Source organism: Aliirhizobium cellulosilyticum (assembly GCF_014198105.1).
GTDB classification, from domain to species: domain Bacteria; phylum Pseudomonadota; class Alphaproteobacteria; order Rhizobiales; family Rhizobiaceae; genus Neorhizobium; species Neorhizobium cellulosilyticum.
The window spans coordinates 1,382,916-1,409,297 of record NZ_JACIGW010000001.1; the positions used below are offsets into that span (position 1 = coordinate 1,382,916).

At 59.7% G+C, this 26,382-nt stretch carries 20 protein-coding genes and 1 riboswitch; of the genes, 13 read left to right on the forward strand and 7 right to left on the reverse strand.

The features are described from left to right. The first annotated feature begins 116 nt into the window (after positions 1 to 116). Both GGE33_RS06515 and GGE33_RS06520 read left to right on the forward strand, forming a co-directional pair. Positions 117 to 965, forward strand: coding sequence for a response regulator (locus tag GGE33_RS06515; RefSeq protein ID WP_148144316.1), 849 nt, complete (start codon positions 117 to 119; stop codon positions 963 to 965). A 136-nt stretch (positions 966 to 1,101) separates the two neighbouring features. Next, a complete protein-coding gene (locus GGE33_RS06520; protein WP_183821643.1) occupies positions 1,102 to 1,590 on the forward strand; it encodes a GGDEF domain-containing protein in 489 nt (162 codons plus the stop codon). Positions 1,591 to 1,673: 83 nt separating this feature from the next. On the opposite strand, the gene GGE33_RS06525 is transcribed toward GGE33_RS06520, so the two are convergent. Beyond that, the gene (locus GGE33_RS06525) at positions 1,674 to 2,564 is read right to left on the reverse strand and encodes an SDR family oxidoreductase (protein ID WP_183821644.1); all 891 of its coding nucleotides are present in this window, start codon (positions 2,562 to 2,564) and stop codon (positions 1,674 to 1,676) included. Positions 2,565 to 2,706: 142 nt separating this feature from the next. Here GGE33_RS06525 and GGE33_RS06530 point away from each other — a divergent pair, with 142 nt between their 5' ends. Then, positions 2,707 to 3,114 carry a winged helix-turn-helix transcriptional regulator gene (locus GGE33_RS06530; RefSeq protein ID WP_148144319.1) on the forward strand — a complete coding sequence of 136 codons (408 nt, stop codon included), beginning with the start codon at positions 2,707 to 2,709 and terminating at the stop codon, positions 3,112 to 3,114. A gap of 15 nt (positions 3,115 to 3,129) precedes the next feature. On the opposite strand, the gene GGE33_RS06535 is transcribed toward GGE33_RS06530, so the two are convergent. Both GGE33_RS06535 and GGE33_RS06540 read right to left on the reverse strand, forming a co-directional pair. Continuing rightward, positions 3,130 to 4,857, reverse strand: a complete 1,728-nt coding sequence (locus GGE33_RS06535; RefSeq protein ID WP_148144320.1) for a pilus assembly protein TadG-related protein — start codon at positions 4,855 to 4,857, stop codon at positions 3,130 to 3,132. Further along, positions 4,857 to 5,276, reverse strand: coding sequence for a TadE/TadG family type IV pilus assembly protein (locus tag GGE33_RS06540; protein WP_183821645.1), 420 nt, complete (start codon positions 5,274 to 5,276; stop codon positions 4,857 to 4,859). Before GGE33_RS06540 ends, GGE33_RS06535 begins: the two co-directional genes overlap by 1 nt. A 197-nt stretch (positions 5,277 to 5,473) precedes the next feature. Between GGE33_RS06540 and GGE33_RS06545 the strand changes: the two genes are divergently transcribed. From GGE33_RS06545 to bluB, 3 genes are all read left to right on the forward strand, one after another. Further along, the gene (locus tag GGE33_RS06545) at positions 5,474 to 7,147 is read left to right on the forward strand and encodes an NAD+ synthase (RefSeq protein ID WP_183821646.1); all 1,674 of its coding nucleotides are present in this window, start codon (positions 5,474 to 5,476) and stop codon (positions 7,145 to 7,147) included. Positions 7,148 to 7,166: 19 nt separating this feature from the next. Further along, entirely contained in the window at positions 7,167 to 7,997 is an 831-nt protein-coding gene (locus GGE33_RS06550; protein WP_183822420.1) for a TolB family protein, read from the forward strand. 28 nt (positions 7,998 to 8,025) lie between these two features. Beyond that, positions 8,026 to 8,208: riboswitch (cobalamin riboswitch) on the forward strand. A gap of 83 nt (positions 8,209 to 8,291) precedes the next feature. After that, positions 8,292 to 8,978, forward strand: coding sequence for a 5,6-dimethylbenzimidazole synthase (gene bluB / locus GGE33_RS06555; protein WP_183821647.1), 687 nt, complete (start codon positions 8,292 to 8,294; stop codon positions 8,976 to 8,978). Here bluB and GGE33_RS06560 read toward each other — a convergent pair whose 3' ends face one another. Together GGE33_RS06560 and GGE33_RS06565 are read right to left on the reverse strand one after the other, a co-directional pair. After that, entirely contained in the window at positions 8,979 to 9,710 is a 732-nt protein-coding gene (locus GGE33_RS06560) for a hypothetical protein (RefSeq protein ID WP_183821648.1), read from the reverse strand. An 86-nt stretch (positions 9,711 to 9,796) separates the two neighbouring features. Next, positions 9,797 to 12,124: an NADP-dependent malic enzyme gene (locus GGE33_RS06565; protein ID WP_183821649.1), complete on the reverse strand. Its 2,328-nt coding sequence runs from the start codon at positions 12,122 to 12,124 to the stop codon at positions 9,797 to 9,799. 203 nt (positions 12,125 to 12,327) lie between these two features. Between GGE33_RS06565 and GGE33_RS06570 the strand changes: the two genes are divergently transcribed. Next, positions 12,328 to 13,149 carry a UDP-2,3-diacylglucosamine diphosphatase gene (locus tag GGE33_RS06570; RefSeq protein WP_394353628.1) on the forward strand — a complete coding sequence of 274 codons (822 nt, stop codon included), beginning with the start codon at positions 12,328 to 12,330 and terminating at the stop codon, positions 13,147 to 13,149. Between the two features lie 115 nt (positions 13,150 to 13,264). Continuing rightward, entirely contained in the window at positions 13,265 to 14,455 is a 1,191-nt protein-coding gene (locus GGE33_RS06575) for an MFS transporter (protein ID WP_343062311.1), read from the forward strand. On the opposite strand, the gene dgcA is transcribed toward GGE33_RS06575, so the two are convergent. Continuing rightward, a complete protein-coding gene (gene dgcA, locus GGE33_RS06580; protein WP_183821651.1) occupies positions 14,425 to 15,408 on the reverse strand; it encodes an N-acetyl-D-Glu racemase DgcA in 984 nt (327 codons plus the stop codon). The two genes, GGE33_RS06575 and dgcA, sit on opposite strands and share 31 nt — an antisense overlap. Positions 15,409 to 15,520: 112 nt before the next feature. Between dgcA and GGE33_RS06585 the strand changes: the two genes are divergently transcribed. The 5 genes from GGE33_RS06585 to GGE33_RS06605 all read left to right on the forward strand — a co-directional run bounded on the left by GGE33_RS06585 (position 15,521) and on the right by GGE33_RS06605 (position 20,119). Further along, complete coding sequence (locus GGE33_RS06585; protein WP_183821652.1) at positions 15,521 to 16,663, forward strand: MlaE family lipid ABC transporter permease subunit; 1,143 nt, start codon at positions 15,521 to 15,523, stop codon at positions 16,661 to 16,663. A gap of 32 nt (positions 16,664 to 16,695) precedes the next feature. Further along, positions 16,696 to 17,523: an ABC transporter ATP-binding protein gene (locus GGE33_RS06590; protein WP_394353613.1), complete on the forward strand. Its 828-nt coding sequence runs from the start codon at positions 16,696 to 16,698 to the stop codon at positions 17,521 to 17,523. Between the two features lie 8 nt (positions 17,524 to 17,531). After that, positions 17,532 to 18,902, forward strand: a complete 1,371-nt coding sequence (locus GGE33_RS06595) for an MlaD family protein (RefSeq protein WP_148144329.1) — start codon at positions 17,532 to 17,534, stop codon at positions 18,900 to 18,902. Between the two features lie 26 nt (positions 18,903 to 18,928). Further along, the gene (locus GGE33_RS06600) at positions 18,929 to 19,528 is read left to right on the forward strand and encodes an ABC-type transport auxiliary lipoprotein family protein (protein ID WP_148144330.1); all 600 of its coding nucleotides are present in this window, start codon (positions 18,929 to 18,931) and stop codon (positions 19,526 to 19,528) included. 66 nt (positions 19,529 to 19,594) lie between these two features. Beyond that, positions 19,595 to 20,119 (forward strand): P-loop nucleotide/nucleoside kinase family protein, encoded by a 525-nt coding sequence (locus GGE33_RS06605; RefSeq protein WP_183821654.1) that lies wholly within the window; start codon positions 19,595 to 19,597, stop codon positions 20,117 to 20,119. A 78-nt stretch (positions 20,120 to 20,197) separates the two neighbouring features. On the opposite strand, the gene GGE33_RS06610 is transcribed toward GGE33_RS06605, so the two are convergent. Next, complete coding sequence (locus tag GGE33_RS06610) at positions 20,198 to 26,341, reverse strand: apolipoprotein A-IV repeat region-like domain-containing protein (RefSeq protein ID WP_183821655.1); 6,144 nt, start codon at positions 26,339 to 26,341, stop codon at positions 20,198 to 20,200. Between the last annotated feature and the right edge of the window lie 41 nt (positions 26,342 to 26,382).

Genomic DNA, 26,382 nt, shown 5'->3' on the forward strand with positions numbered 1-26,382 from the left:
CGAGATCGTTCTCCCGGCTCGATTTGTTTTGAATTGAGCCGGCGAGTTAACCGTTCCGCAAATCACGCCGAATAAAACCGTGTTTAGGGGCATGATTTTATTTGTAAGGGTCGACAATGACATTCCTTGGTATTTCCGGGATGCAGTATTCCGGTGAATCGCTTGGTAAATCCCGCATTCTTCTGGCCGAGGACTCCAATGTCTTCACTTCGATGATCGGCATGCGGCTCAAGGAGCTGTTCGACATCGACATCGAGATATGTCGTAATTTCGAGGATCTTCAGCTCGCATATGATCGGTCGACCGATCCGATCATGCTTGCGATCTCCAATATCAATCTGCCCGGAGCGGAAAACGGAGAGGCGCTGGAATACCTGATCGATCTATCTATTCCGACGATCGTATTCACCGGTACGTTTCATCAGGAAACGCGCGACAAGCTGCTCACAAAGGACATTGTCGACTACATTCTCAAGGACAACGTGTTCGCCGTCGAGATGCTGGCCGAGTCCGTATGCAGGTTCCTTACCAATCATCGCCATCATGTATTGATCGTCGATGACAGTCCAACTGCGCGGGCGCTTCTTTCCAGCCGCCTGAAGCGGTACAATTTCCGCGTCAGCACAGCCGAAAACGGTGCCAAGGCGCTCGAAATACTCAAGAAGAACAGCGATATCGGCCTGGTCATCACCGATTACAACATGCCCGATATCGACGGCTTCGAACTCACCCGCCGCATTCGGTCGGTTCGCGGCTCACACGAGTTGCGGATCATCGGCGTGTCGTCGTCTTCCGACCGGCATCTGTCCGCCCGCTTCCTGAAAGCTGGCGGCAACGATTTCATGTTGCGACCGTTCATCGACGAAGAGTTCTATTGCCGTGTCAACCAGAACCTCGACACGCTCATACAGATCCGTTCGATGCGGTCGGCTCGAAGCGTCGGCGATATCAAGAATGTCGCCTGAACGCTGAGACAGGTGCCGCATGCCCTACATTGTAAGCCAAAAACGTCAACGGTCAGATCCTAATAGCTTTACGGTGCAAGGCGCCATCGAAGCGATTGACGGAGCGTATCGCCCTAACGTTGCTGCAGGTCGTACAATGTTGTCTATAGAGGACTTCTATCGGCTGGGGGCGCCGATCGTGTCCGATTGCATCGAGGGGGAGCGGGCGTGCTCTATCGCGATCATCGACATAGACCGGCTGTTCAGGATTTCCGAGCAGCACGGTCCAGATTGTGCCGATTACGTGCTTCAGGAATTCGGCAGCAATCTTATCCAGCTCTCCTCTGATTTAGACATATCCGTCGCCCATCTCGGGCAGGACCAGTTCGGCCTTCTTCTCGTCGGGTTGAACTCCGATAGGGCGACGGAGGCGTTTGATCGCCTGCGGTATGAGCTGTCGCTACGGCCCATCGGCTGGAAGGGCGAGATGATCAATGTCACCGTTTCGGTCGGCGTTGCCGAAGTCTACGGGCCTGAAACGTTCGATAATTATCTCAATGCGGCGGAACAGTTTCTGTTCATGGCAAAAATGTCCGGCCGCAATCAAGTCGTCTCCGATCATACGTTTGCGGTCGCTGCTCATTAAGCGGATCGGAGGCGTAGATCCCGCAACACCGGCAGGGCGTGAGATTGCTTGCCGGCGTTGCTGTTTTTATGCCCTTGTTATGCTCAGTGTGCGCTCAGAAGCGCATCCTTGTTATTGGCAAGATAACCGGAGAGAGGCTGCGGCTTGCTGCCCGTGAGCTTTTCAAAATCGCTCGTTACCAGATCGAAATTTCCGGCCCGGATGTTGGCGTCGGCAGATACCAGCATCTTGACCAGAAAATCAGGCAGGCCGGCCGAGGTCAATCCGCCAGCCAGTTGTTCGTCGGTCACATGCACGACATTGAGCTGCTTGCCAGAGGCCTTGGAGACAAGCGCCGCGATCTCTTCGGCATTCAGGCTTTCTGATCCTGTCAGGGTGAGGGTGGTGCTACCGGCCGGCGGATTTGCAAGGGCGGCGGCTGCGGCGCGGGCGCAATCGTCACGGCTGATATTGGAGACCTTGCCTGCGCCATAGGCCGTGTACCAGGTGCCGGTTTCCAGATTGTGCGGCATCGACATCAGATAGTTGTCGTCATACCAGGCGTTGCGCAGGATCGTGTAGGCAATGCCGGTTGCCTTAATGGCTTCTTCGGTGCCCAGGTGATCGGGTGCGAAACTTACCAGCGACTTGTCCGGGTTCGGCATGGACGTGTAGAGGATGTGCTTGACGCCGGCCTTGGTGGCGGCGGCGACTGCCGTCTTGTGCTGCTTCAGGCGATTGCCCGGGGTGGCGAGGTCATCGGTGGAGATGATCAGGACGCGATCGATGCCGGCGAAGGCTGCTGCAAGGCCCGCCTCATCGGTGAAATCCGCTTTGCGGGTTTCGACGCCCTTGGCGGCAAGATCGGCCAGCTTGGACGTGTCGCGGCTTGCCGCGACGATGTCGCCTGGCGAAACCTTCGATGTCTCCAGAAGGTGATTGAGGACTGCGCGGCCGAGCTGGCCTGCGGCGCCGGTGACGAGAAGTTTGGTCATGTCGTTTCCTCTTGCAATGCCGCCGGATTATCCCGGCATAATTGTTGGTCTCAAAAAGAGACTAGCACTAGAATAGGAATTGACGCGCCTCTGTAAAGGAGGCACATTTCCGGGAGATCGTTACCAAAAGGGAACTACCAGAATGGACAACATAGCACGAGTGAACACGCTTGCGGGCGAGCCGTGTGATATGTCCACCTGGGATGCGGGCAACTGTCCGGTTCGCGACGTGATGAACCAGATTGCCGGCAAGTGGTCGACCCTTCTTCTTGAGGCACTTGCGCAGCGGCCATACAGGTTCGGAGAGTTGCGACGGCTTGTGCCGGATATTTCCCAGAGAATGCTGACACAGACTTTACGCGATCTCCAGCGCGACGGTTATATTGATCGGCAGGTTTTTCCGACCAAACCGCCGAGCGTCGAATATCGCATGACCGACCTCGGCCATTCGTTGTTTGCGCCCTTATCGAAAGTGCTCGCCTGGGCCGGAGAAAACCACGCTGCCGTAAAGGCTGCACGTGCGAAATATGACGCAAGCGAATTGGGATAAGGTTCAGCGACTGACCTACTGGACGAGGACCGGGTTGCGGCATGAGGCACCACCGACCCGCACGTCGACTTCCCCGACCTTGACGCCGATGGTGGACAACACGCTGTAGAGAACCTGATCGAGTGGCGTGGTCAGCAGCCTCAACGTATCTGCGAGGCCACCGAGCAATGCGGATGGCACCTCGACCCTCAGTCCCAGGATTTCGACTTCGAGCTGCAGGTTCTTGAGCAACGAATCCACAAGCGTAGAGACGGTATTTTTCGTCGATGCCTGTTTTATCTTCTGACTCGATATGTCAGACGGAGAGAAAGACAGCTGCGTTGCGTTGACATTCGTTGCATTGGCATAAGCAAGCGCCGTCAGGTTTAGTGCAGGCGTGGCAACCATCTTGGTCTTGGTCACTCGCGGGTCCTTGCCGAAATTGGCGAAGGCGGATTTGTCCACATCGCCGAGCGACAGTTCCAGCACTCCGGGAACCGCTTCCACATTCACCGTCGCGCCTGTCGATCCGCTGGGGCAACTGATCGACGCCATGCGACCTTCCGCATGCGCGACTTCGAGATAAAGCGGCACCTTGATCCTGATGCCCAGCAGGCCGGTAATGCCGTCGACCGTGGTCGTCAGCGAGATGCGGGTCTGGGCAGTTCTTACGATCGAGCCGGTCCGGCCTATTCCCAAAGCCTTGGATCCGACCGGCGGCTCGCCGATCGCAACCGACAAGGTCAGGCCGCCGAGGCCGGGAATTGTAGCGCCGAGATCGAGATCGATCTGGTTGGTGCCGCCGTTTGCGGCGTTTGCCGTGGCGCTGATAACGTTGAATATGTCGGTCTGAACCGCCAGGCCATCGCTCTTGCCGATCAGCCGGGATCCGAGCGGACCGATATCCATGATGTCCTTTAGCTTGACGGTAAGTTTGGTGGTGCCGAGCGTCTTCTCCAGCGACTTGACGGTCGCTGCGACGGCAGGCGTCACTCCCGTCGTCTGGCCGATGGCATTCAGAAGGGTACCGTAAGAAATGTCGGTGTTGAGCAGATCATTATAGGTGCCGGCCGTCAGGTTCAGCTTGATCGCCAGCTGATCAAAGACCTTGAGCAGGTCGACATTGGCACTGGCCAGCGATTGATAGTCCATAACCGACAACGACAAGGTGGTGCCGAGGAGATTGCCGAGCAAGGCGTTGACCACGCCGCCATTGAGGCTCGCAAGCCGCGAGCCGACAGAAAATGCCGCCATCTTGTCGATCGCGGCCGTTCCGCTGGCGTTCAGCATAGGCGCCTTCGCCAGTGAACCGCCAAAGAAGAGGCCCCCCTTCTGATAGACGGTGACGCGGACCGCGTCATAGGGGGCGACACCGGACTGGAATCGGGTGCCGACGGCAACGGAGGAATCGGCCTGATATTTTCCGGCGATCACTTCGGCATAAGCCTCGAACTTGTCGAACACGGTTTCCAGGCTGAAGGCGACCGGTGCCCCCTTGTTCAATAACTGGCCGTTCTTCAGGACGGCGACGTTCTTGTTGTTGAGGGCCATATAGTCCACGACCCCGGTTTCAGGGCTGCTGGGGTTCGCCGCGGCTGAAATTGCCGAAAGGTCGGCAGTCGTCTGCAACTCGCGCTGTTGCAGCGTCAGGTAGCCATAGTCGACGCCGAGTGCCAGTGCGCTGATCATGATCGGCAGGGACAAGGCGGCCGTGATGGCGACGTTGCCGCGACGGTCACCGAACCATCGTTTGATCTGTTGCATCAGATGCCTCCGACACGAACCGTTGCGAACCGTTTTATCTGGTTGCTCGGCATCGCATAGGTGAACAGATTGAAAATCGGCAGGTTGCTGGCGTCATAGGTGAGGGCGACGGTGAACTGGTTCGGATTGCCGGGGTCGGCCTGTGCGATCAGTGTCAGCTTTGATTTGTCGAGCAGCGTGCTGTCTATCATCGAGCGATTGATAAAATCGGTAGCGAGGGTTTTGCGCTCTGTATCGCTCAGACCGGCAACGGCGGTGCGCGCAGCGTCCGCCGCCAGTTGCTGAACTGAATGGGCAGCGGACAGGTAGATGCCGTAGGCGATCATGCTGAGCAGGGCGATAAAGAAAAGAGGTGAGACGATGGCGAATTCGACCGCCGCCGCACCTGAACTGTTGGTGATGAACCGCCGGATACGCATCCGTCTCCTCCGAGCTTTTTTGTCGGATTATCGGCATCATCAATTAAGGCATCACTAAAATAGATGCATTGAATATAGTAAAGTGACCTGAAGTTGTGACGACAGGATTCGACGATCGAGTACAAGCTGGCAATCCTTGTGGAAAATTGCCGCCAAAGACCGTTGCGGCATTTGCGTCACCGCATTAAATCTCGGTCATGACCCAGACCGATCCCAAGACATTGCGTATCGCTGTTGCCCAGCTCAATCCGACGGTCGGCGATGTCGCCGGCAATCTTGCCCTGGCCCGCGAGGCTCGCCGTGACGCCGCCCGCGAGGGTGCCGATCTGCTGATGCTGACGGAGCTTTTCATTTCTGGCTATCCACCGGAAGACCTGGTGCTCAAGCCTTCCTTCCTCAAGGCCTGCCTCAAGGCTGTGGAGACGCTGGCGGCAGAGACGGCGGATGGTGGGCCGGGTGTGCTGATCGGTTTTCCGCGCCAGGGCGAGACCGGACGGCATAATTCCGTCGCGCTGCTCGATGCCGGCAAGATCATCGCCATCCGCGACAAGATCGATCTGCCGAACTACGGTGAGTTCGACGAAAAGCGCGTCTTTACCGAAGGATCGATTTCAGGCCCCTACAATTTCAGAGGGATTCGCATCGGCGTTCCGATCTGCGAGGAAATCTGGAACGACATGGGCGTCTGCGAGACCCTGGCCGAGAGTGGTGCGGAAATCCTGCTCGTGCCGAACGGTTCGCCTTATTATCGCGGCAAGCTGGATGTCCGTTATCAGGTGGCCTTGCGCCAGGTCATCGAAAGCGGTCTGCCGCTGATCTTTGCAAACCAGCTCGGTGGCCAGGATGAGCTTGTCTTTGACGGCGCAAGCTTCGCCTTCAACGCCGACAAGTCGCTGGCCTTCCAGCTTTCGCAATTCGAGACGGCGTTCGTCGTCACCGAATGGAGACGTGAAGAGGATGGCTGGCGCTGCCAGCCCGGCCCGATGGTCCGTATTCCCGAAAAGGAAGAGGCCGATTACCACGCCTGCCTGCTCGGCTTCCGCGATTATGTGAACAAGAACGGTTTCAAGTCGGTCGTGCTGGGCCTCTCCGGTGGCATCGATTCGGCTGTCTGCGCCGCGATCGCCGTTGATGCGCTCGGCGAGGAGAGGGTGCGCACCATCATGCTGCCCTATCGCTACACGTCCGAAGACTCGTTCAAGGACGCCGCGGACTGCGCGAAGGCGCTCGGCTGCCGCTACGATATCGTGCCGATTTCCGATCCGGTCGAAGGGTTCCTGGCATCGTTGTCCGACATGTTCGAAGGCACCGACCAGGGCATTACCGAAGAGAACCTGCAGAGCCGTACGCGCGGCACTATCCTGATGGCGATCTCCAACAAGTTCGGCTCGATGGTTGTGACGACCGGCAACAAGTCGGAAATGTCGGTCGGCTACGCGACGCTTTATGGCGACATGAACGGCGGCTTCAACCCGATCAAGGACCTCTACAAGATGCAGGTCTATGCGCTGGCCGAATGGCGCAATGAAAATGTGCCGGCAGGCGCTCTCGGCCCGTCCGGCGAGGTAATCCCGAAAAACATCATTTCCAAGGCCCCTTCGGCCGAGCTTCGGCCAGACCAGAAGGACCAGGATTCGCTACCGCCCTATCCGGTGCTGGACGATATCCTCGAATGCCTCGTCGAAATGGAAATGGGCACCGAAGACATAGTGGCCCGCGGCCACGACGTCGCAACCGTCCACCGCATCGAGCATCTGCTCTATCTCGCCGAATACAAGCGGCGTCAATCGGCTCCTGGCGTGAAGATCACCAAGAAGAATTTTGGCCGCGATCGCCGTTACCCGATCACCAACCGTTTCCGGGATCGTTGAGAGGGAGGCGCCCTTGGCACTGCGAAGCTCCATCGAGATCTACAATGTTCGAACCCGCCAGAACCGAGTTGTCTGGCAGACGGAGGAATTGTTCGAAGCGCCGAACTGGTCGCCGGACGGTGACTATCTGATGCTCAATGCCGATGGTCTGATCTATCGTTTGTCTCCGGATGGTGATTCCGGTCCTATTCGGGTCGATACGGACTTCGCGACACTCTGCAACAACGACCATGGCATCTCGCCAGACGGCGCGCTGATTGCGATCTCCGACAAGGTCGAGTTCGGTAAGTCGGCGATCTATGTTCTGCCGGCCAGGGGCGGCACGCCGAAGCTCGTCACCGAAAGCCTGCCATCCTACTGGCATGGCTGGTCGCCGGACGGAAAGACGTTCGCTTATTGCGGTATCCGTGATCAGGTCTTCGATATCTATACGATCGGCATCGACGGAAAGAACGAGACCCGGCTGACCTTCGGCGAGGGCCGCAATGACGGGCCGGATTATTCGCCGGACGGTCGTTGGATCTATTTCAACTCCAGCCGCACAGGGCTGATGCAGATCTGGCGTGTTCCGGCGACCGGCGGCGCTGCCGAACGCATCACCGACAGTAACTATGGCGACTGGTTTCCGCATCCGTCACCCAAAGGTGACAAGGTCGTTTTCGTATCCTATGACGCCGAAGTCTTCGATCATCCGCGTGATCAGAATGTTCGCATCCGGCTTATGGATGCCGATGGGGGCAATGTCGAAACGCTATTCGAGCTTTTTGGCGGGCAGGGCACGATGAACTCGCCCAACTGGTCACCGGATGGTGATGAATTTACCTATGTGCGTTATTTCCCTGCGGCGTGAACGGCCTTGCTTCGGCCGGGTTCAGTCAGCATAAGAGCCTCCGTCAGGTGCCCATCCTTGATGGGAGAATCGGGAAGCCGGTGAAATTCCGGCACGTGCCCAACGCTGTGAGGCTGACGCTTATCCTATTCATGCCACTGGATTTCTCCGGGAAGGCGGCGATGAGCGGATGAAGCCCAGTCAGAAGACCGGCCTGACGAGATGGACCGATCCGCGCGGACGGCGGGCAGGTTGGGTGGATTGCGCCACGCCGTGACGGCGGCAGCAATCCGCAGGCGTTGTTGGGGAAAGACGATGCGACCTGATGATTTGAACAATGGCCTGGTGGCCGCCGAAGCTTTTACCGATGACGAGCGTGCCGCCGTTTATCGCGCCATCGAAACGCGCCGCGACGTGCGCGATCAGTTTCTCTCCAATACGATCCCGGATGATGTGCTGCGCAGACTACTGGACGCCGCCCATGCCGCCCCGTCGGTTGGTTTCATGCAGCCGTGGAACTTTATCCTCATCCGTGACGAGGCGGTTCGCCAGTCCGCTTGGGAGGCGTTTTCGCGCGCCAATGAAGAAGCCGAGGCGATGTTTCCGGAAGAGAAGCGCAGCACCTACAGGAGCCTTAAGCTCGAAGGCATCAGAAAGGCGCCGCTGTCGATCTGCGTCACCAGCGATCCGGATCGTGCCGGTCCGGTGGTTCTGGGGCGTACACACAACAGCCGCATGGACAGCTATTCGACCGTCTGTGCCATCCAGAACCTCTGGCTCGCAGCCCGCGCGGAAGGGATCGGCGTCGGCTGGGTCAGTATCTTTCATGATGAAGATGTTCGAGCGCTCCTCGGCATTCCGGACCGCGTCGAGATCGTAGCCTGGCTGTGCCTCGGTTATGTCGATCAGTTGTATGGAGAACCCGAACTGGCGATAAAGGGCTGGCGCCAGCGTCTGCCTCTGGAAGATCTCGTCTTTCAGGACGGTTGGGGTCAGAAATAATCAAGGCTGCAGCTGCTGGGGGCCGCTGGATTTCGGATTGGCGAGGTCGATGTCTTCTTCGGGGAAGAATTGCGGCCCGACGGAGCGAATCTTTTTGCCGGGATCATAGGGACGATCCGGCGGGAACTGGACGGGTGCTTCTCTTGCTGGCGCAGGTGAGGCGCTGCCGAGATGGGTGATGCTGGAATTCGGATCGTCCACCTTTGGCCCAGTCTGCGTCTCCTCTCCCGGCCTTGGCAGTGCCAGCCCCCGGATCCGCAGGCGTTCTTTATCGTCAAGTTCCGTCTGGGTATCGAGGTCAGTGGGCGTGCAATTGTTGGAGCGGATCGCCGACAAGATCGCAACGCGCTCTTCCGATGGCTGCAGTAGCGAGCGGGTATTGTTGCGTTGCTCGGTGATTGCCGCGCGCTCGTCTTCCAGCCGTTGCAGCGTGTCCTGCATGTAACCGCATTCATCATCGCCGTCGGAAGGCGCTCCAAACGTCACGATGCTGCCGCTGTCGCAACCTTGCCTGCGCATGTCGATCCTGAGTTGCCGGATATCCGCGTTGAGCGCGCTCAGATCCTGAGCGTAGCGACGCACATTGCTGCTCGTGCCGATGATCTGCGGGGTGCTGTTGAGGCGGCGATAGAGATTGGCGCAGACCTCGACATCGCGCGAAAAGGCCGCCTGAGGCGCAAGCAGCGAGGCAAGCATCAGCGATGTCAGCATCTGCGGCTTGGAAAATGTCATGTCTCACCTGTCGCATGGCTCTGCGGGGATCAACCTGGCATGTCGAGCATGCGGGAAGCTTGCCTTGAAGCTTCCCGCATCTCTTGTCATTTCACCAGCGCAAGCGGTTCCGCCTGGGACGCCTCGACGACGGCCAGGGCCGCCATGTTGACGACGCCGCGGGATGTTACGGTCTGCGACAGGATATGCGCCGGTTTGGCTGTGCCGAGCAGGATCGGACCGACATGCAGTCCGTCCATCATCGTCCGCACGAGACCGAGCGAAATGCTGGCAGCATCGAGGTTCGGGAAGACCAGAAGATTGGCTTCGCCGGTTAGTGTGCTGTTCGGCATGGCGCGCTTGCGCAGCGCCTCGTCCAGCGCTGAACCACCCTGCATTTCGCCATCGACTTCGAGTTCCGGCGCATCCTTGCGGATGATTTCCAGAGCCGCACGCATCTTGCGGGCGCTTTCCGAATCGCGGGAACCGAAATTCGAATGGCAGATCAGCGCGGCCTTCGGCACGATGCCGAAGCGGCGAACTTCCTGAGCGGCGAGGATGGTGATTTCAGCAATCTCCTCGGCGGTCGGATTGTAGTTCACGAACGTGTCGGTGAAGAACATCGCGCCACGCTGGGAGATCAGGAGGCTGAGGCCGGCATTGGTGCAGGCACCGGCGCGCTTGCCGATGATCTGGTTGACGTCGCGCAGGTGGCGATCATAACGGCCTTCAACGCCACAGATCAGCGCATCGGCTTCGCCACGCTTGACCGACAGCGCGCCGATCACGGTGTTGTTGGTACGCACGATCGTGCGGGCGGCTTCCGGATTGATGCCGTTCCGGCCAACCAGTGCAAAATAATCCTCGACATATTCGCGGTAACGCGGATCGTCTTCCGGATTAACCACGCCGAAATCGACATTCGGGCGGATGCGGATGCCGAAGCGTTCCAGACGCGCTTCGATGACGGAAGGACGGCCGATCAGGATTGGGCGGGCAATCTCTTCCTCGAGCAGAACCTGGGCCGCGCGCAGTACACGCTCGTCTTCGCCTTCGGCAAAGATCACGCGCTTCTTTTCAGACGCCTTGGCTGTCGCGAAGATCGGCTTCATCACAAAGCCTGAACGCCAGACGAAACGGTTCAGCTGGTCGAGATAGGCTTCGAAATCCTGGATCGGACGGGCAGCAACACCGCTTTCGGCAGCGGCACGCGCCACTGCCGGGGCAATGCGCAGGATGAGGCGCGGATCGAAGGGTGACGGGATAAGATAGGTCGGGCCGAAGATCGGCGTCTCGCCGGAATAGGCCTTTGCTGCAACGTCCGATACTTCTTCACGGGCAAGCGCTGCGATGGCCTTGACTGCGGCCATCTTCATTTCCTCGTTGATCGTGCTCGCGCCGCAATCGAGCGCACCGCGGAAGATATACGGGAAACAGAGAACGTTGTTCACCTGGTTCGGGAAGTCGGACCGACCGGTGCAGATCATCGCGTCGGGGCGCGCCTGGCGGGCGAGTTCCGGCATGATTTCCGGCGTCGGATTGGCAAGCGCCATGATCAACGGCTTTTCCGCCATGCGCACAAGCAGTTCCGGCTTCAGGACGCCCGGAGCAGAGAGGCCGAGGAAGACGTCGGCGCCGTCAATGCTGTCGGCCAGAACCCGATTGTCACTCTTCTGCACGTAGACGGATTTCCACTCGTCCATCAGCTCTGTACGGCCCTCATAGACGAGGCCTTCGATATCGTGGACCCAGATGTTCTCCTTCTTCGCGCCGAGCGATACGAGGAGATTGAGGCAGGCAAGCGCTGCCGCGCCGGCGCCCGACGTGACGATCTTGACGTTGGTGATCGACTTGCCGGCCAGCTCCAGGCCATTCAGGATCGCGGCTGCAACGATGATCGCGGTACCGTGCTGGTCGTCATGGAAGACCGGGATATTCATCTTCTCGCGCAGCTGGCGCTCGACTTCGAAACATTCCGGCGCCTTGATGTCTTCAAGGTTGATGCCGCCGAAGGTCGGCTCGAGCGCAGAGACGGTCGAGACCATCTCGTCGATGCCGGCGGCATCGATCTCGATGTCGAACACGTCGATGCCAGCGAACTTCTTGAACAGGACAGCCTTGCCCTCCATCACCGGCTTGGATGCAAGCGGGCCGATATTGCCGAGACCGAGGACTGCCGTGCCGTTGGAAATGACGGCGACGAGATTGGCGCGCGCCGTATAATCGGCAGCGGCTTCCGGATTGTCGCGGATTGCGAGGCAGGGGGCTGCAACACCCGGAGAATAGGCGAGCGCCAGGTCGCGCTGGTTTCCGAGCGGCTTGGTCGCCTGGATTTCCAGCTTGCCCGGACGCGGATGTCGGTGGAAGAACAGCGCCTGTTCGTCAAGATCCGCACTGCTCGGTGGGGCCGACTTTGATTTATCCTGCGCGTCCATGCTCGCTCCTGCTTTAGTCTGTTTTCCCGGTCCATATGGGGAGAATGCGGCCCCTCATTACATCAAACAGCGGCGCGTAACAGCAGCTAATTTGATCGATGTAAGGAATTCGCGAGGGCAGCTGTCACACCGAAAAGACCTCCTGTCATCATCCTGAAACAAGACTCTGGTTTTCAGGCGGCGGGGCTGGCTATGAAAGGACGATTTCCGTGACAGCGACAGGTGAGACCAGGAATTTCAGGACCTTGTTCATCTCCGACGTGCATCTCGGCTCGAAGGCGGCGCGGACGGAACTCCTGCTGGATTTTCTCAAATATCATGAAGCGGATACGGTGTTCCTAGTCGGTGACATTGTCGACGGCTGGCGACTGAAGCGCAGCTGGTTCTGGCCGCAAGGCTGCAACGACGTGGTTCAGAAGTTGTTGCGCAAGGCGCGCAAGGGCGCCCGCATCGTCTATATCCCCGGCAATCACGATGAGTTCCTGCGGGATTTTCCCGGCACCCATTTCGGCGGCATCGAAGTTGCGGATCGCGCCATCCACGAAATGGCTGACGGCAAGAAATATCTCGTGCTTCACGGCGACGAATTCGACGTGGTCGTGCGCAACGCTCGCCTTCTCGCCTATCTGGGCGACTGGGCCTATGACGCGGCAATCGCCATCAACGTCGTGCTGGCGGCGGCCCGCCGTCGTCTCGGCATGCCTTACTGGTCTTTTTCTGCCTGGGCGAAGCTGCAGGTCAAGCATGCGGTCAATTTCATCGGTGAGTTCCAGAAGGTCGTCGCCGACGAGGCAAGGCGCAACAAGGTCGATGGCGTCATCTGCGGTCATATTCACCACGCGGTGATGACCGATATCGACGGCATCCATTACGTCAATACCGGTGACTGGGTGGAAAGCTGCACGGCAATTGCCGAACATCATGACGGAACGCTGGAACTGATTACCTGGCGCGACATCAAGGTGACAGCCGAGTTGCATGCCCTGCCGGCACCGGCGAAGACGAAGAACATGCAGGCTGCCTGACCTGACGAAATCTTCACGACCGATACACTTTGTTTTCGCATAAAACGTGTAATCCGGTTTTCATTGCAAACGGCGATGATAGTCTTCGCAGACTTTCATCGCCGTTTGTGATTCCGTGAATATTGCCGCAAAATCGTCTGCCGCTCCGCCGCAGTTTCAGCTTCGCTGCTCGCTCGCCTATGCCGCACCGATGTCGCTCAACGGCATTCTCGTGCCTTATCTGCCCGTATGGCTTCATGGCCTGAACTTCAGCGCAATGCAGATCGGCGCGATCCTCGCGGCCCAGGTGGTGTTTCGCGTTTTTGTCGCCATGGGGACGGGCTCTCTCAGTGCCCGTGCTCGCGATCCACGCCATATTCTCGCATGGTCCGCGGCGACATCGATATTCTCCATCCTCGGCCTGATCGTCAGCGGCGATTTCTGGGTCGTGCTCGCCGCCGTGGCCGTACAGGCAGCGTTGTTTGCCCCCTATACGCCAATCGTCGAATCGATCTCGATCTCCGGCGTCAAGCGCTGGGGATTTCATTACGGAAAGATGCGGGTCTGGGGATCGGTCGGGTTTGTGGTGACGACGCTGATCGCCGGAAGTCTCTCGACGGCCATCGGCAATATCGCGATCCCGCTCATGCTGGTTGCGGTCCTCCTGACCTCATTTGCCGTCGCCTTCATCGCGCCCCGGCTCGACCAGGAGATCGGCAGGCGCACGGTCGCAGCGTCTCCACGGGCATCACGTCGTCCGCTCGGCGCCTCCGTCCATCTCCTCTTGATCGGTGCATCGCTCATCCAGTCGAGCCACGGGATGTTTTACGGTTTCAGCACGATCCAGTGGCAGGGCATGGGCTTTTCGAATGCCGTGATCTCCGCTCTCTGGTGTATCGGCGTGATTGCCGAGATCGGTATCTTTTTCATCTCCGGCAGCCTTGCAAGACGCCTGACACCCTTGGGGCTACTGCGTTTCGGTTGCCTGATGGCGATCCTGCGCTGGGTCTTCTTTCCGTTCGGCTCGGATGTCTGGTATTACGGGATACTGCAGATCTTTCACGCATTCAGCTTCGCCTGCGTTCATTTGGGGCTGCAATACCGTCTGTCTGAAATGGTGGCGGAGGATCAGCAGGCATCGGCGCAGGGCGTCTATGTCGCCTATAACGGGGCATTTCTGGCGATCTCGACCCTGCTTGCCGGCGTCATCTACCGGCAGCTGGAAATCTATGGTTATTTCGCCATGGCTCTACTGGCCGTGATGGGCCTTGTCGTTCTGGTGCTCGCGACCCGTTCTCAGCCCCAGAGTTCGGCAAGCGGAGGATAGACGAGCGAGCCTTCATAACGAAGCCCGCCCGGACGGTCGCGGGCAAGAAGCAGCGGCCCGTCGAGATCGGCATAATTTGTATCCTGCGCAAGAAGCACGGCTGGCGCCATGGCAAGCGATGTTCCAACCATGCAGCCGACCATGATCTGAAACCCCAACCGTTGGGCTTCCGCCTTCATCACCAGCGCTTCCGTCAGTCCGCCGGTCTTGTCGAGTTTGATGTTTACTGCGTCATACCGGTCGCGCAGGGAGGATAGATCGGCAGTCGAGTGGACGCTCTCGTCGGCGCAGATCGGTACGAGCCGCTTTATCCGAGAAAGCATCTCGTCCTTGCCGGCGGGAAGCGGCTGCTCGATCAGTGATATGTCCAACTCGGCGGCAATGGTCAGATGCCGCTCTATGTTATCCCCGGTCCAGCCCTCATTGGCATCGACGATGATCCGCGCATCCGGGGCCGAATCGCGCACGGCTCGCAACCTCGATTCGTCGTCCGCCGTGCCGAGCTTTATCTTCAGGAGCGGTCGTTCGCGGTTCCTCCTGGCATCCGCACCCATCGCCGCCGCATCCGATAGCGATAATGTGAAGGCGGTGACGATCGGATCCTGACCTGTTGCGCCGATCGATGCTGCGACGCTGCGGCCGGATTGCTTCGCTTCGAGGTCCCACAAAGCACAGTCAACGGCGTTGCGGGCAGCGCCGGGTTTCATCGCAGATTGCAGTTCATTCCGCGTCAGCCCAGCCTCGATCGCCTTTGAAACCGCCAGTATATCGGCCATCACGCCGTCCATCGTCTCGCCGTAACGGCGATAGGGAACACATTCGCCGCGGCCGGAAACTCCGTCTTTCGAAATGGTGCAGACGATGACATCCGCCTCGGTCTTTGACCCGCGCGAAATGGTGAATGTGCCTGCGATCGGGAAAGCCTCGATTGTTGCTTCAAGGTGACGGGGCATGGTTTTAAGCGTCCTGTTGTGGCAAATCCGGCCGATGCGGCTATATTGCGTTTTCCCGAAGCGCAATCAATGCATTGCGGCAGAGACCATTTGAAGCGAGCACCCGCACCCCGTGAGTTCCAATCTGGCAAAAATCAATAGTGAAGCCTTGCCGGATGGCGGTGAACGGTATGTTCTGACGGGTGATTGGCGCAATCATTCCGTGGCCCCGGTGCTCAAGGATCTCGACCAGTTCGAGAAGTCCGGAGGACAGGGCAAGGTCGAAATCGACCTCTCCGGCATCTCCGAAATCGACACTGCAGGCGCCTGGCTGATTCGTCGTCTGATGACGGCGAAAAGCGGCGAGGGGCGAGAGGCATCGCTTTCCGGCGGCAATGGCACGATCGAGGAACTGATCGGTGCGCTGCCCGAGACAACACCTGCGCCGCCTGCTCCCGCCGCCGACAAGCGCAGTTTTTTCGAGCGCGTTTTCACGCCGCCCGGAAAGCTTGTCTATGAAGTCGGCCGCGATTTTTACGCCGCGATGAACATTCTCGGCTCGGCGGTCCGTGGCGCCCAGCTTAAATTCGGTCGCGGCGCCGGTGTCTCTCCGGCTTCCGTTGTTACCCATATCGACCGCATGGGCGTACGTGCCGTGCCGATCATCGTGCTGATGTCTTTCCTGATCGGCGCGATAATCGCGCAGCAGGGGGCCTTCCAGCTGCGCTATTTCGGGGCGGAAATCTTCGTCGTCGATCTTGTCGGTATCCTGCAGCTTCGCGAAATCGGGGTGCTTTTGACTGCGATCATGATCGCCGGCCGCTCGGGCAGTGCGATTACGGCGGAAATCGGCTCGATGAAGATGCGTGAGGAGATCGATGCGTTGACCGTGATCGGCCTCAATCCGATCGGCGTTCTCATTTTTCCGCGTCTCGTGGCGCTGACCATCGCGCTGCCGCTGCTGACCATCATCGCCAATTTTGCCGCTCTTTATGGTGCGGCGATCGTCGCGCTGCTCTATTCCGGCATTACCTTCGACACTTATCTTTCTCGCCTGCATGAGGCGATCGACCATACCTCGATCGCGTCGGGCATGATCAAGGCGCCGTTCATGGCGCTGGCCATCGGTATCGTTGCTGCTGTTGAGGGCATGAAGGTCGGCGGCAGCGCTGAATCTCTTGGCCAACATGTCACCGCATCGGTCGTCAAAGCCATCTTCGCCGTCATTCTCATCGATGCGCTTTTTGCCATCTTCTACTCCGCGATCGATTTCTAAGGGGCATGGATTTGTCAGACCAGCAGCAGACCATGGAGAGGACAGCAAAGGACGACCGGCGGGTCGTACTTTCCGTGCGGGATCTGACCGTCGGCTTCGGCGACAAGATCGTGCTCGACAATCTCAACCTCGATATCTATCGCGGCGAAATTCTCGGATTCGTTGGAGCATCCGGTACCGGCAAGTCGGTGCTGATGCGCACCGTGCTGCGCCTTCTCCCGCACCGCTCCGGCACGATCGAAATCCTGGGCGCCAATTACGAGGAGGCGTCGGACGAGGAGCGTATGGCGCTCGACACCCGGCTGGGTGTGCTTTTCCAGCACGGCGCACTGTTTTCTGCTCTGACGGTGAAGGAAAACATCCAGCTGCCGATGCGGGAATATCTCGATCTTCCGCAGTCGCTGATGGATGAGCTCGCCTACGTGAAGCTCGAAATGGTTGGTCTGCCGCCAGATGCTGCAGACAAGTATCCGTCGGAGCTTTCCGGCGGCATGATCAAGCGTGCAGCACTTGCACGCGCTCTGGCGCTCGATCCCGATCTCGTCTTCCTTGACGAACCGACATCGGGTCTCGATCCGATTGGTGCCGCTGATTTCGACGCGCTGATCGCCAAGCTTCGCGACGCGCTCGGCCTGACCGTCTATATGGTCACCCACGATCTGGACAGCCTGTTTTCGGTCTGTGACCGTATTGCCGTGCTCGGACAGAAACGGGTATTGGTGGAAGGTACGCTGCAGGATATGTTCGAGTTCGATGATCCGTGGGTCCAGTCCTATTTCCGCGGCAAGCGTGCGCGCACCGTCGTGACCAATGAAAACCAGCCGCCGGCAGACGCAGGCCCGACAGACGCAGGGAAGTGATCCAACCCATGGAAACCAAAGCAAATTACGCCCTGGTGGGTTTCTTCACACTGCTGGTCATCGCGGCCGCCTTCGGTTTCGTCTACTGGATGGCGCAATCCGGTCGCGGCGGGCCTATGGCCGAGCTTGCGATTCGCATTCCCGGCTCTGCAAACGGTCTTTCGGTCGGATCTCCGGTGCGTTTCAACGGTATTGCGGTCGGTTCTGTGCGCGGCCTGACGATCGATCCGGACGATCCGCGTTATTCGATCGCCTTTACCGAAGTGCGCGCCGATGCGCCGGTCTACCAGTCTACGAAGGCGGTGCTGGAAGTGCAGGGCCTGACGGGTGCTGCCTATATCGAGCTTTCCGGCGGCGCCAAGGGCGAGGAAAACATCCTTCAGAAGTCGATGGAGGCGGGGCGACCCGCCGTGCTGATCGCAGACCAGTCGAGCGTGACAAACCTTCTGGCAACGGCCGACAAGATTCTTGAGCGAGCTGATCAGGCAATCGGCGACATCCAGGGATTCGTCGGTGATGCGCGTGGGCCATTGACGCAAACGATCCGCAACGTCGAGACGTTTACGGCCGCGCTCAGCAACAATTCCGGCAATATCGACGAGTTTTTGCACAGCCTTTCGACCCTGTCTGCGACCGTCGATCGTGTGTCCGGCACGCTCAATTCGACGCTTGAGGCGGCCGACCAGCTGGTCCGCGCAATCGATGCCGAACGCATCAACCAGATCGTCGGCAATACCGAGCGGGTGACGCGCAACGTCGCCAATGCGTCCGACAATTTCGGCCCGCTCGTCGAGACCGTAAGGACGGCAGCGACGAGCTTTGCGCAGGTCGGCAACGACGCACAGGGGGTTCTGTCACGGGCTGACAGCCTGCTTGCGGCCGTCGATCCGAGCCAGGTGGGTACGGCGATCCAGAACATCTCGGCGGCCTCGGAAGATGCCCGCCAGACGCTGGCTTCGGCTCGCAGCGTTGTCGACGATGTTTCGCACCGCTCCGAAGACATCAACAAGGCGATCACCGATTTCACCGAACTGGCGACCAAGCTCAACAACGCGTCCAGCCGCGTCGATGGCATCCTCGCAAAGGTTGATGGCCTCGTGTCGAGCGACGACTCGCAAGGCCTGTTTGCAGAGGCACGCAAGACGCTCGAATCCTTCCGCACCGTGGCTGACAACATCAATGCGCGCGTGGGGCCTATTGCGGATAACCTGCAGCGTTTTTCGTCTAGCGGCCTCGGTGACGTGAAGGCTCTCGTGGATGATACGCGCCGTACGGTGAATTCGCTCAACCAGACCATCACCAATTTTGATCAGAATCCGCAACGGCTTATCTTCGGCGGCGAGACCGTCAAGGAATATGACGGCAGAACGAGACGCTAAGGCAAAAGGCCAAGGGTAGGACGTTTATGAGTGCATCCAAGTTTCCGCATCGTTCCTTGCTGTTGACCTTGCCCTTGCTGGCCGTCCTGGTCAGCGGTTGCGGCACAAAGGCGAACAACGACACCTTCGATCTGTCGCTGACACCTGCAACCGATGGTCCTTCGGTGAAGAACCGGCAGATCCTCGTACCGGAACCGACTGCGGTAAAAATGCTGGATAGCGAGCAGGTCGTGGTCCGCGTGTCTCCGTCCGAGGTGCAGTATCTTGCCAATTCCCGCTGGGGTGATCGCCTGCCGCGGCTGGTTCAGTCGAAGCTGGTCGAGGCTTTTGAAAACTCAGGCCGAGTCGGCGGCGTCGGCAAACCGGGGCAGGGGCTGGCGATTGATTATCAGGTCGTCACCGATATCCGGGCTTTCGAGGTTACGACAGGCGGCAGCCGAGTTGCCAATGTCGAGATTTCGGCAAAGATTCTCAACGATAGAAATGGCAGCGTCCGAGCTCAGTCAGTGTTCAAGGGAAGCTCGCCGGTTCGCGGGACAGAGAATAGCGACTTTATCGAAGCGCTTGACCGGGCCTATGCGAAGGTCGGTGGCGAGATCGTCGACTGGGCTTTGAAATCGATGTGATTTTGCAGCCGGCGCGGTAAACTTTCTCAGGTCCGAATCGTTCGCGACAATTGGGGAAAGATGCCGATGCTGATTATTCTTGCTGGCTTGCCCGGTAGCGGAAAGACGACCCTCGCAAAAGCTTTGGCGCGCCGTCTTGGCGCCGTTCATGTGCGCGTCGATACAATCGAGCAGAATATCCGCAATGCCGGGGTCGAAGTCGGCCCTGCTGGATATATGGTAGCCTATGGTGTGGCAGAGGATAATCTATCGCTCGGACATATCGTTATCGCGGATTCGGTGAACAGCCTGACAATAACTCGCAGGGCATGGCGGGCCGTCGCGGAACGGCAAGGTGTGCCGGCCTCTGAAATCTGGGTCAAGTGTTCGGACAAGGTCGAACATCGCCATCGTGTCGAGACACGCGTGAGTGATGTTCCAGGTCTGATCAAGCCAGGCTGGACCTCCACCGAGGCGCGTATTTTCGAGGACTGGGAGACCGAGCCGCTGGTCATCGATACAGCTGGCAGATCGCCGGAGCAGACCGTTGTAGATTTGATCTCGGCATTGCAGATCGATCAGGATTTTATCGCGGTTCAGGAAGAGCCGTAAGCCTTACCGGCTCTATCAAACAAAAGGCCGCCCAGATAAGGCGGCCTTTTTTGTTCGTCTCGTCGATTACGCTCCGGCTCAGCCGAAACGACCGGCAGCATGGGCCAGCATCGTGTAGACCTTGCCGGTATCCGAAGTCAGATAGCTCTGGGTAACCGTGCGGTCGCGATCGGTGCGGGCGACGTCTGCAAGAAGCTTTTCGAAGTCCGATATGTAGCGGTCGACGGCGGTGCGGAATTCCGGCTCGCGATCATACTTGCGCTTGATATCGTCGAATGTCTGCTGGCCCTTCAGCGTGTAGAGTCTGCGGGTGAAGACATCGCGCTCGCCGCGCTGGTAACGACGCCACAGATCGACAGAGGCATCATGATCGATAGCGCGGGCGATATCGACGGACAGCGAGTTGAGCGATTCCACCATGTGGCGCGGGTTTCGATTGTCACCATTGGCGGTCCGCGGCGCCTGGGCCGGTTCTGCCGGACGGGCAGCAGGCGCACGCGCCGGGGCCGGTCCCACGGTTTCATCGCGGGACGCGCCACGCAGGAGGTCGCTGATCCAGCCACCCTGGCCGGCAGGGGCCGAAGTGTCTGCCTGACGCGCAGCGGGTGCTGCCGCCGGAGCCGGCTTGCTCGCGGGCAGGCTGCCTCGAAGCACGCCAGCTGAATAGGCATCGTTGCGCGGTGTTGCCGGGGCCGAGACCGGCGCTGGAGCCGGCTGCTGAGTGATCTGCTGCTGCGGCCGGATCGGAGCCGTCGGCCCGCTCTGTGCTAGCGATACCTTGGGCTGACCAGCCTCGGCGACTTCGAGCTGCTGCGACGAGCGGCCGACGAGCTGGGAGATCTCCTGAAGCGCCTTGATCTGCTCGGATACGGCGCGTCGCATGGCTGCCGCGCTTTCCTTGGCTTCTTCCGGCAGGTCGAAGGCACCGCGCTTCAGTTCCGAGCGGGTGGCATCGAGTTCCTGACGGATATCCTGCGCCGAGCGGCGGATTTCGTCGGTGGCACCGGAGAAGCGGCCGACAGCTTCCTCGACAGACTGGCGCAGCGTCTCACGCAGGTGCTTGGCAGCTGTATCGGATCGTTGCGAGGCTTCACCCATCAGGCGTTCGACATCGGTGAGCGAACCGGAAATATTGCCGCGCATCTGCTCGGCCAGTTCGCGGGCACGCTTTTCGGCGTCGGAGAGTGTCGTTTCGATCGTGCGGTTGGCTTCCTCGCCTGCGTCGAGAAGGGCGGCGCGCATGACCTGCGCTGTCTGCTCGGCACGCTGCTGGGTCTCGCCAAGACGACGACCGATATCAACAAACGAGGCATGCAGGCCTTCGCGCAGCTTGTCGCCGACATGGGCTGTCCGCTCCTCGGCACGTTCGAAGGCGCCGTCGACGAGCGCGGTGAGGTTGCGAAGCGTTGCTTCGATCTCATCCGAGCGCTTTACCAGGCCGACGGACAGGTTGCGCAGAGCATCCTGGCGTTCGTCGAGCGTGCTGACGAGGTTCGACTGGGCTGCACCAAGAAGCTCCGAAGCCTGGGCGAGAACCTTGGAGTGATCCTCGAACCGACCGACAATGCCGCCGACCTGGCTCAGCGTCTGGCCGGAGATGTTGACGAGGCGGTCGATGTTGTTTTCGAGCAGGCGGGTGGAGCCTGCAACCAGATCAGCCGCCGAACCCGCCGAATGGGCGAAGCGCGAAGCAGTCTGGTCAAGCTTCTGGTCCGTTGCGGCCAGCTGCTCGGCTGCAGTTTCGACGAGAGAGGCTATGTTGACATTGCTGCTCGACAGCCGCTCGATAATGCCTTCGACATTCGCAAGCAGGCTCTGCTCGGCACCACGAACAACATGGGCGGCAGCTTCCGTCCGCTGATTGAGTGCCGCAAGCGTCTCGTTGGTACGGGCTGCGATGGCGTCGACCAGGGCGGCGTTCTCTTCGCGGATACGGGCGCTGGTTTCCTTGGCAGCGGAGGCGAGACGTTCGGCGCTCTGCTGGGACGCAGATGTCAACCACTCGGCACTCTGCTGCGTGGCAGAGGTCAGGCGTTCTGCGCTCTGCTGCGCTGCCGCTTCCATGCGCTCGGCTGCGGTCCTGCCGGTTTCGGCATAGGCCTCCACCATCGGTTTTGCCTTCTCGTCGAGCAGGCGGGACAGTTCCTCCGAACGACTTGCAAGCATCGAGTTGAGGTCGCGGGAACGGGTGTCGAGCGCGGTGCGGATGGCATCACCACGAGCGGCCAGTGCGCGATCGACGGCATCCAGTGCGACATCGAGCTCGCCTGCCGCGTCCGACAGGGTCGAGCGGATAGACTGGCCACGGCTATCGAGCGCTTGTTCGGCGTCGCCGAGCGCGGTCGAAATCGCCTCGACTTGCTGTTTTACCAGCTTGTCGGCTTCGGCCACCTTGTTGACGATCGCGCTGCCGGCATCGGAGAACGCCTGGGCGACAGTCGCAGCCTGGCCGGCGAGACGGCTCTGCGTCTCGGAGATGCGTCCGACGATTTCGTTGGAGCGCTCCTCGATCGAGCGAGTGAATTCCTCGTTGCGACTGCTGAGTTCCTGGGTGAATTCGGAGCCGGCGCGAGACAGCGTTTCTGCCGACCGGCTGGCTTCGTCATTCATGCCCTGACCGGCTTCAACGACTGCTTCGCGAAGCGAGGAGGCGAAACCTACGGCCTTGCCTTCGATCGTCTTGGCGACGTTTTCAAGACCATAGGACAGTGCCCGGTCCATGGTGCCGAAACGTTCCTCGATATGGGCTGTGCGACCATCAAGTGTTTCGGCGATACGGGCGGCGGCATCGGTGCTTGTCTGTTCGAGTGCGATGGTGCGCTCGTCGATGGTGCGGGCGATGCGTTCGGCTGCTTCACCTGTCGCACGTTCAATTTCGATACCGCGGCTGTTGACTGCATCGGAGACCCGGTCAGCGGCAGCGTTCGAAATACGCTCGAGCTCGGCTGTACGGGCACCGAGAGCATCCGCCAGGCTGCTGCCGGCCGTGTCGACGATCGAGCTGACACTCAAGACTTCGTTGCGGATACGGTCTTCCAGTCCGCCGAAGGTCACTTCGATGCGGCTTCCGGCACTATCCAGCGCGGTCGAAACACCGCCGACAGTCTGTTCTACGCGTGATGTGAAGGCGTCGGTAGACTGGCTGATTTCGCGAGCCGCATCGCTGATCTGGCCGGCAATCGAGCCGACATTCTCGCGAAGGCGGGTGTCCAGTGTTTCACCTGCGGTATCGATCGCAGCGCGCAGGGCTTCCTGCTGGCTTTCGAGCGACATTTCGAGCATGCCGGCGCTGGTGGCAATCGTTGTGCCGATCGAGGTCGCCTGATCCATCATCAGGTTGTCGATCTGGTCGCGGGCGTCGGTCAGCGTGCCGGCGATCGTTGCTGCACGTTCGTCAAGCGTCGTGCGCAGGCGGTCATGGCCGGAGTCAAGTGCGTCCGACATGTCACGGCTCGCCTGGCCGAGCACATCCGCCATGCGCAGATGAGCGGAACCGACGGCATCGGTAAGCTGGTCGCCGCTGATAGAAAGCGTATCGCCGATCTGGCGCGCAGCCGTATCGAGCGTTCCGGAAATCCGTTCATGGCCGGCGTCGAGCGATGAGGCCATCCGTTCGTGAGCGGTGCCCAGAGAAGACTTCATCTGCTCATGGGCGCTTCCAAGAGAAGACGCCATCTGCTCATGGGCGTTTCCAAGAGACGATGTAATCTGTTCATGCGCAGCGGTGAACGAGGTGGTGAGCTGTTCGTGGGATGCGGCAAGCGACGTATCCATGCGCTGCAGTCCATCGCTCATCGTCGCATCGAAGCGCCCCGTGCCTTCGGACAAAGCCGTTTCGATCCGGCCTGCCGCGCCGCCGACAGTCTGTTCGAGACGATCGCTGCCGCTCTGTAGAAGGCTGGCAAGCTCGGACGTGCGGCTTTCCAGCGAGATGTCGAGATTGAGCTGGTTGTCGGCAAACGCCTCGCGGATGGCCTCGGCGCGCTTTGCAAACGCCTGTTCGAGGCGGATATCCGCATCTGCAACGCTGTTGACGACATTCGACGTATGGTCTGTCAGAGTAGTCGTCAGGCGATCCTCGTGCAGCGACAGCGAGGTTGCGATTTCCATGGACTTGTCGTCGAGCATTTCCGACATGCGATCGCGGCTGGAGGCGAGCGTGGTGTCGAGCGCAGCCGCCCGCTTGTCCATCTCGTCGGTCAGGCGCAATTCGCTTTCAGACAGTGCGCGCGTGATCGCTTCGCTCTTCTGGTCGAGAATGGAGGCAAGGCGATCCGGCGTTTCCGCCATCAGCGCCTGCAATGCACCAGCCTTTTCGTCGACAGCACCAGCGAAGCGCTCGTGGCTTTCCGTGACCGATTCGATGATCGCGGAGGTGCGGCTGGAAATGCTGTCTTCGAACCGCTTCTGGCTATCGGCAAGGCTGGCGGAAATTTCCCCGCCACGCGCTGCCATGATCATGTCTATCTTGTTGTGTGCATCGCCAAAGGCGCCGCTGATCTCGCTGCTGCGTGCGGCGAGTGCGTCGGAAAACTCCTTCGAGCGGCTTTCCAACATCGAATCAAGAACTTCCTGACCCGTTCCAAGCGTCGTGGCGAGCGCCAGCTGCTGGTCGGTCAGCGCATTGCCGATCCGTTCGATGCTCGACGACAGGATGCCGTCGATCGCCTCGTGGCCACCGGCAACGGTCTCGTTAATGCGTGCAAGGCTGTCCATCAGCTTGCTGTCGAGGCTACCGGCACGCTGGTCAAAGGCCGTGGTGAACTGCGACAGGCCCTCGTCGAAAGAGGTGCTGAGGTGGCCGATCGTGGTGTGAAGGCGTTCCTCGAAGAAGCCGGTGCGCAGGTCCAAATCCATGACCGCATCGTCTGCCGCGGACTGCAGGCTCTGGCGGAAGGAGCTGCTCTTGTCGTCAAGTGAACGATTGAGGGCCGTGAGCACGCCGTCGAGCGAACCGGTGATCGTCTTTTCGCTGTTCGTCAGCCCTTCGGTAATTTCCCGCGTGCGGGCGATCAGGGTTTCGTTCAGCTGTCGCGTGCGGTCGGCAAGTGCTGCGTTGAGCTTTTCGGTATTGGCATCGAGGCTCGATGCGCGGGTTTCGAAATTGGACAGGATCGCATCGCCCTTGTCTGACAAGGTCGAGCTGAGCATTTCCAGACGGATATCGAACTCGGTCGACAGCGCAATGCCTGAGGTCGTCAGCGTGTCGATCAGATTTTCGGTCTTGGTTGCGAGCAATGAGGCGAGTGCTTCGCCGGCTGCATCCGACTTCTCCATCAGGGCTGCGGCCCGCGTATCGATCATCGAGGCGAAGGCTTCGCCGGATGTCGCGAGACGGATAGAGATTTCCTCGGTCGCGAGCGCCAGTTCTTCCTTGAGCTGGTCGTGCGCTCCGACCATAGAGGAGCGAATGCGCTCTGCGTGATTGACGATCGCTTCGCGCTCGGAACCCAGTTCCTGAACGAGGCCGCGAACACGCATCTCGTTGTCGCTGTAGCTGCGTTCGAGTGCGTTGACTTCCGAGTGGACGAGCACTTCCAGCTCGGCTGCACGCGCGATCGTACGCTCGATGCCCTCGTTCATGGCCGAGACTTCGCGGCGTACGGCCTGGCCGACGCTCATGATCCGTTCAGATGCGATGGTTTCCGGCTCGGACAGGCGCAGGGCGACCTCAGCCATGGAGCGGGCAGCGTTCCTGAGATCCTGCGCACGGGCCATCATAATGGCGAAAGCGAAGAAAAGGAGGATGGGGACCAGGATGCCGACGGCAAGCGCGACCAGACCCGGAGCGGCCAGAACGCCGGCAACCGATGTGATCTCCCACAGCGCTCCACCATAGATTAATTGACCAAGGCCGATACCGGCCACCGCCCAGAGAACGGAGACGATCAGAGCATTGCGGATTGCGCCACGAACAGAGCCGCCGTCCAGCGCGCGCATAATAGACGCCGTGTTCCTGCGTCCGGCATCGTTGGCAGGCTCAAAGGCGGGTTGGCGCGGCGACGTCTCATTCGAAGATTGGCGCGGTGCTTCCGCGGTCGCCTCGCGGCGGGGCGACGCTGATTGAGACGGGGCAGGGCGGGATCGCGGCTTGTCTGACACTCTGGCCTCCGAGGCGGGCTTATCGCGGGGCGGTTCATCGTTGAAGTCGATCTTCAGCGCATCTTCCAATGCCTGGAATGCCGTTTCATCGATGGATTCATTATTAGTGTTCTTCGCCATGCGGTTACGCCTCGTTACATACACGCCCGGCATCCCACTCG

Bases quoted from the DNA above. Each gene is read 5' to 3' on its own strand.
- GGE33_RS06545 (WP_183821646.1), top strand. From the start codon at position 5,474: ATGACCCAGACCGATCCCAAGACATTGCGTATCGCTGTTGCCCAGCTC.
- GGE33_RS06560 (WP_183821648.1), bottom strand. From the start codon at position 9,710: ATGACATTTTCCAAGCCGCAGATGCTGACATCGCTGATGCTTGCCTCG.
- GGE33_RS06515 (WP_148144316.1), top strand. From the start codon at position 117: ATGACATTCCTTGGTATTTCCGGGATGCAGTATTCCGGTGAATCGCTT.
- GGE33_RS06600 (WP_148144330.1), top strand. From the start codon at position 18,929: ATGAGTGCATCCAAGTTTCCGCATCGTTCCTTGCTGTTGACCTTGCCC.
- GGE33_RS06540 (WP_183821645.1), bottom strand. From the start codon at position 5,276: ATGCGTATCCGGCGGTTCATCACCAACAGTTCAGGTGCGGCGGCGGTC.
- GGE33_RS06590 (WP_394353613.1), top strand. From the start codon at position 16,696: ATGGAGAGGACAGCAAAGGACGACCGGCGGGTCGTACTTTCCGTGCGG.
- GGE33_RS06610 (WP_183821655.1), bottom strand. From the start codon at position 26,341: ATGGCGAAGAACACTAATAATGAATCCATCGATGAAACGGCATTCCAG.
- GGE33_RS06565 (WP_183821649.1), bottom strand. From the start codon at position 12,124: ATGGACGCGCAGGATAAATCAAAGTCGGCCCCACCGAGCAGTGCGGAT.
- dgcA (WP_183821651.1), bottom strand. From the start codon at position 15,408: ATGCCCCGTCACCTTGAAGCAACAATCGAGGCTTTCCCGATCGCAGGC.
- GGE33_RS06535 (WP_148144320.1), bottom strand. From the start codon at position 4,857: ATGCAACAGATCAAACGATGGTTCGGTGACCGTCGCGGCAACGTCGCC.
- GGE33_RS06595 (WP_148144329.1), top strand. From the start codon at position 17,532: ATGGAAACCAAAGCAAATTACGCCCTGGTGGGTTTCTTCACACTGCTG.
- bluB (WP_183821647.1), top strand. From the start codon at position 8,292: ATGCGACCTGATGATTTGAACAATGGCCTGGTGGCCGCCGAAGCTTTT.
- GGE33_RS06520 (WP_183821643.1), top strand. From the start codon at position 1,102: ATGTTGTCTATAGAGGACTTCTATCGGCTGGGGGCGCCGATCGTGTCC.
- GGE33_RS06530 (WP_148144319.1), top strand. From the start codon at position 2,707: ATGGACAACATAGCACGAGTGAACACGCTTGCGGGCGAGCCGTGTGAT.
- GGE33_RS06525 (WP_183821644.1), bottom strand. From the start codon at position 2,564: ATGACCAAACTTCTCGTCACCGGCGCCGCAGGCCAGCTCGGCCGCGCA.
- GGE33_RS06605 (WP_183821654.1), top strand. From the start codon at position 19,595: ATGCTGATTATTCTTGCTGGCTTGCCCGGTAGCGGAAAGACGACCCTC.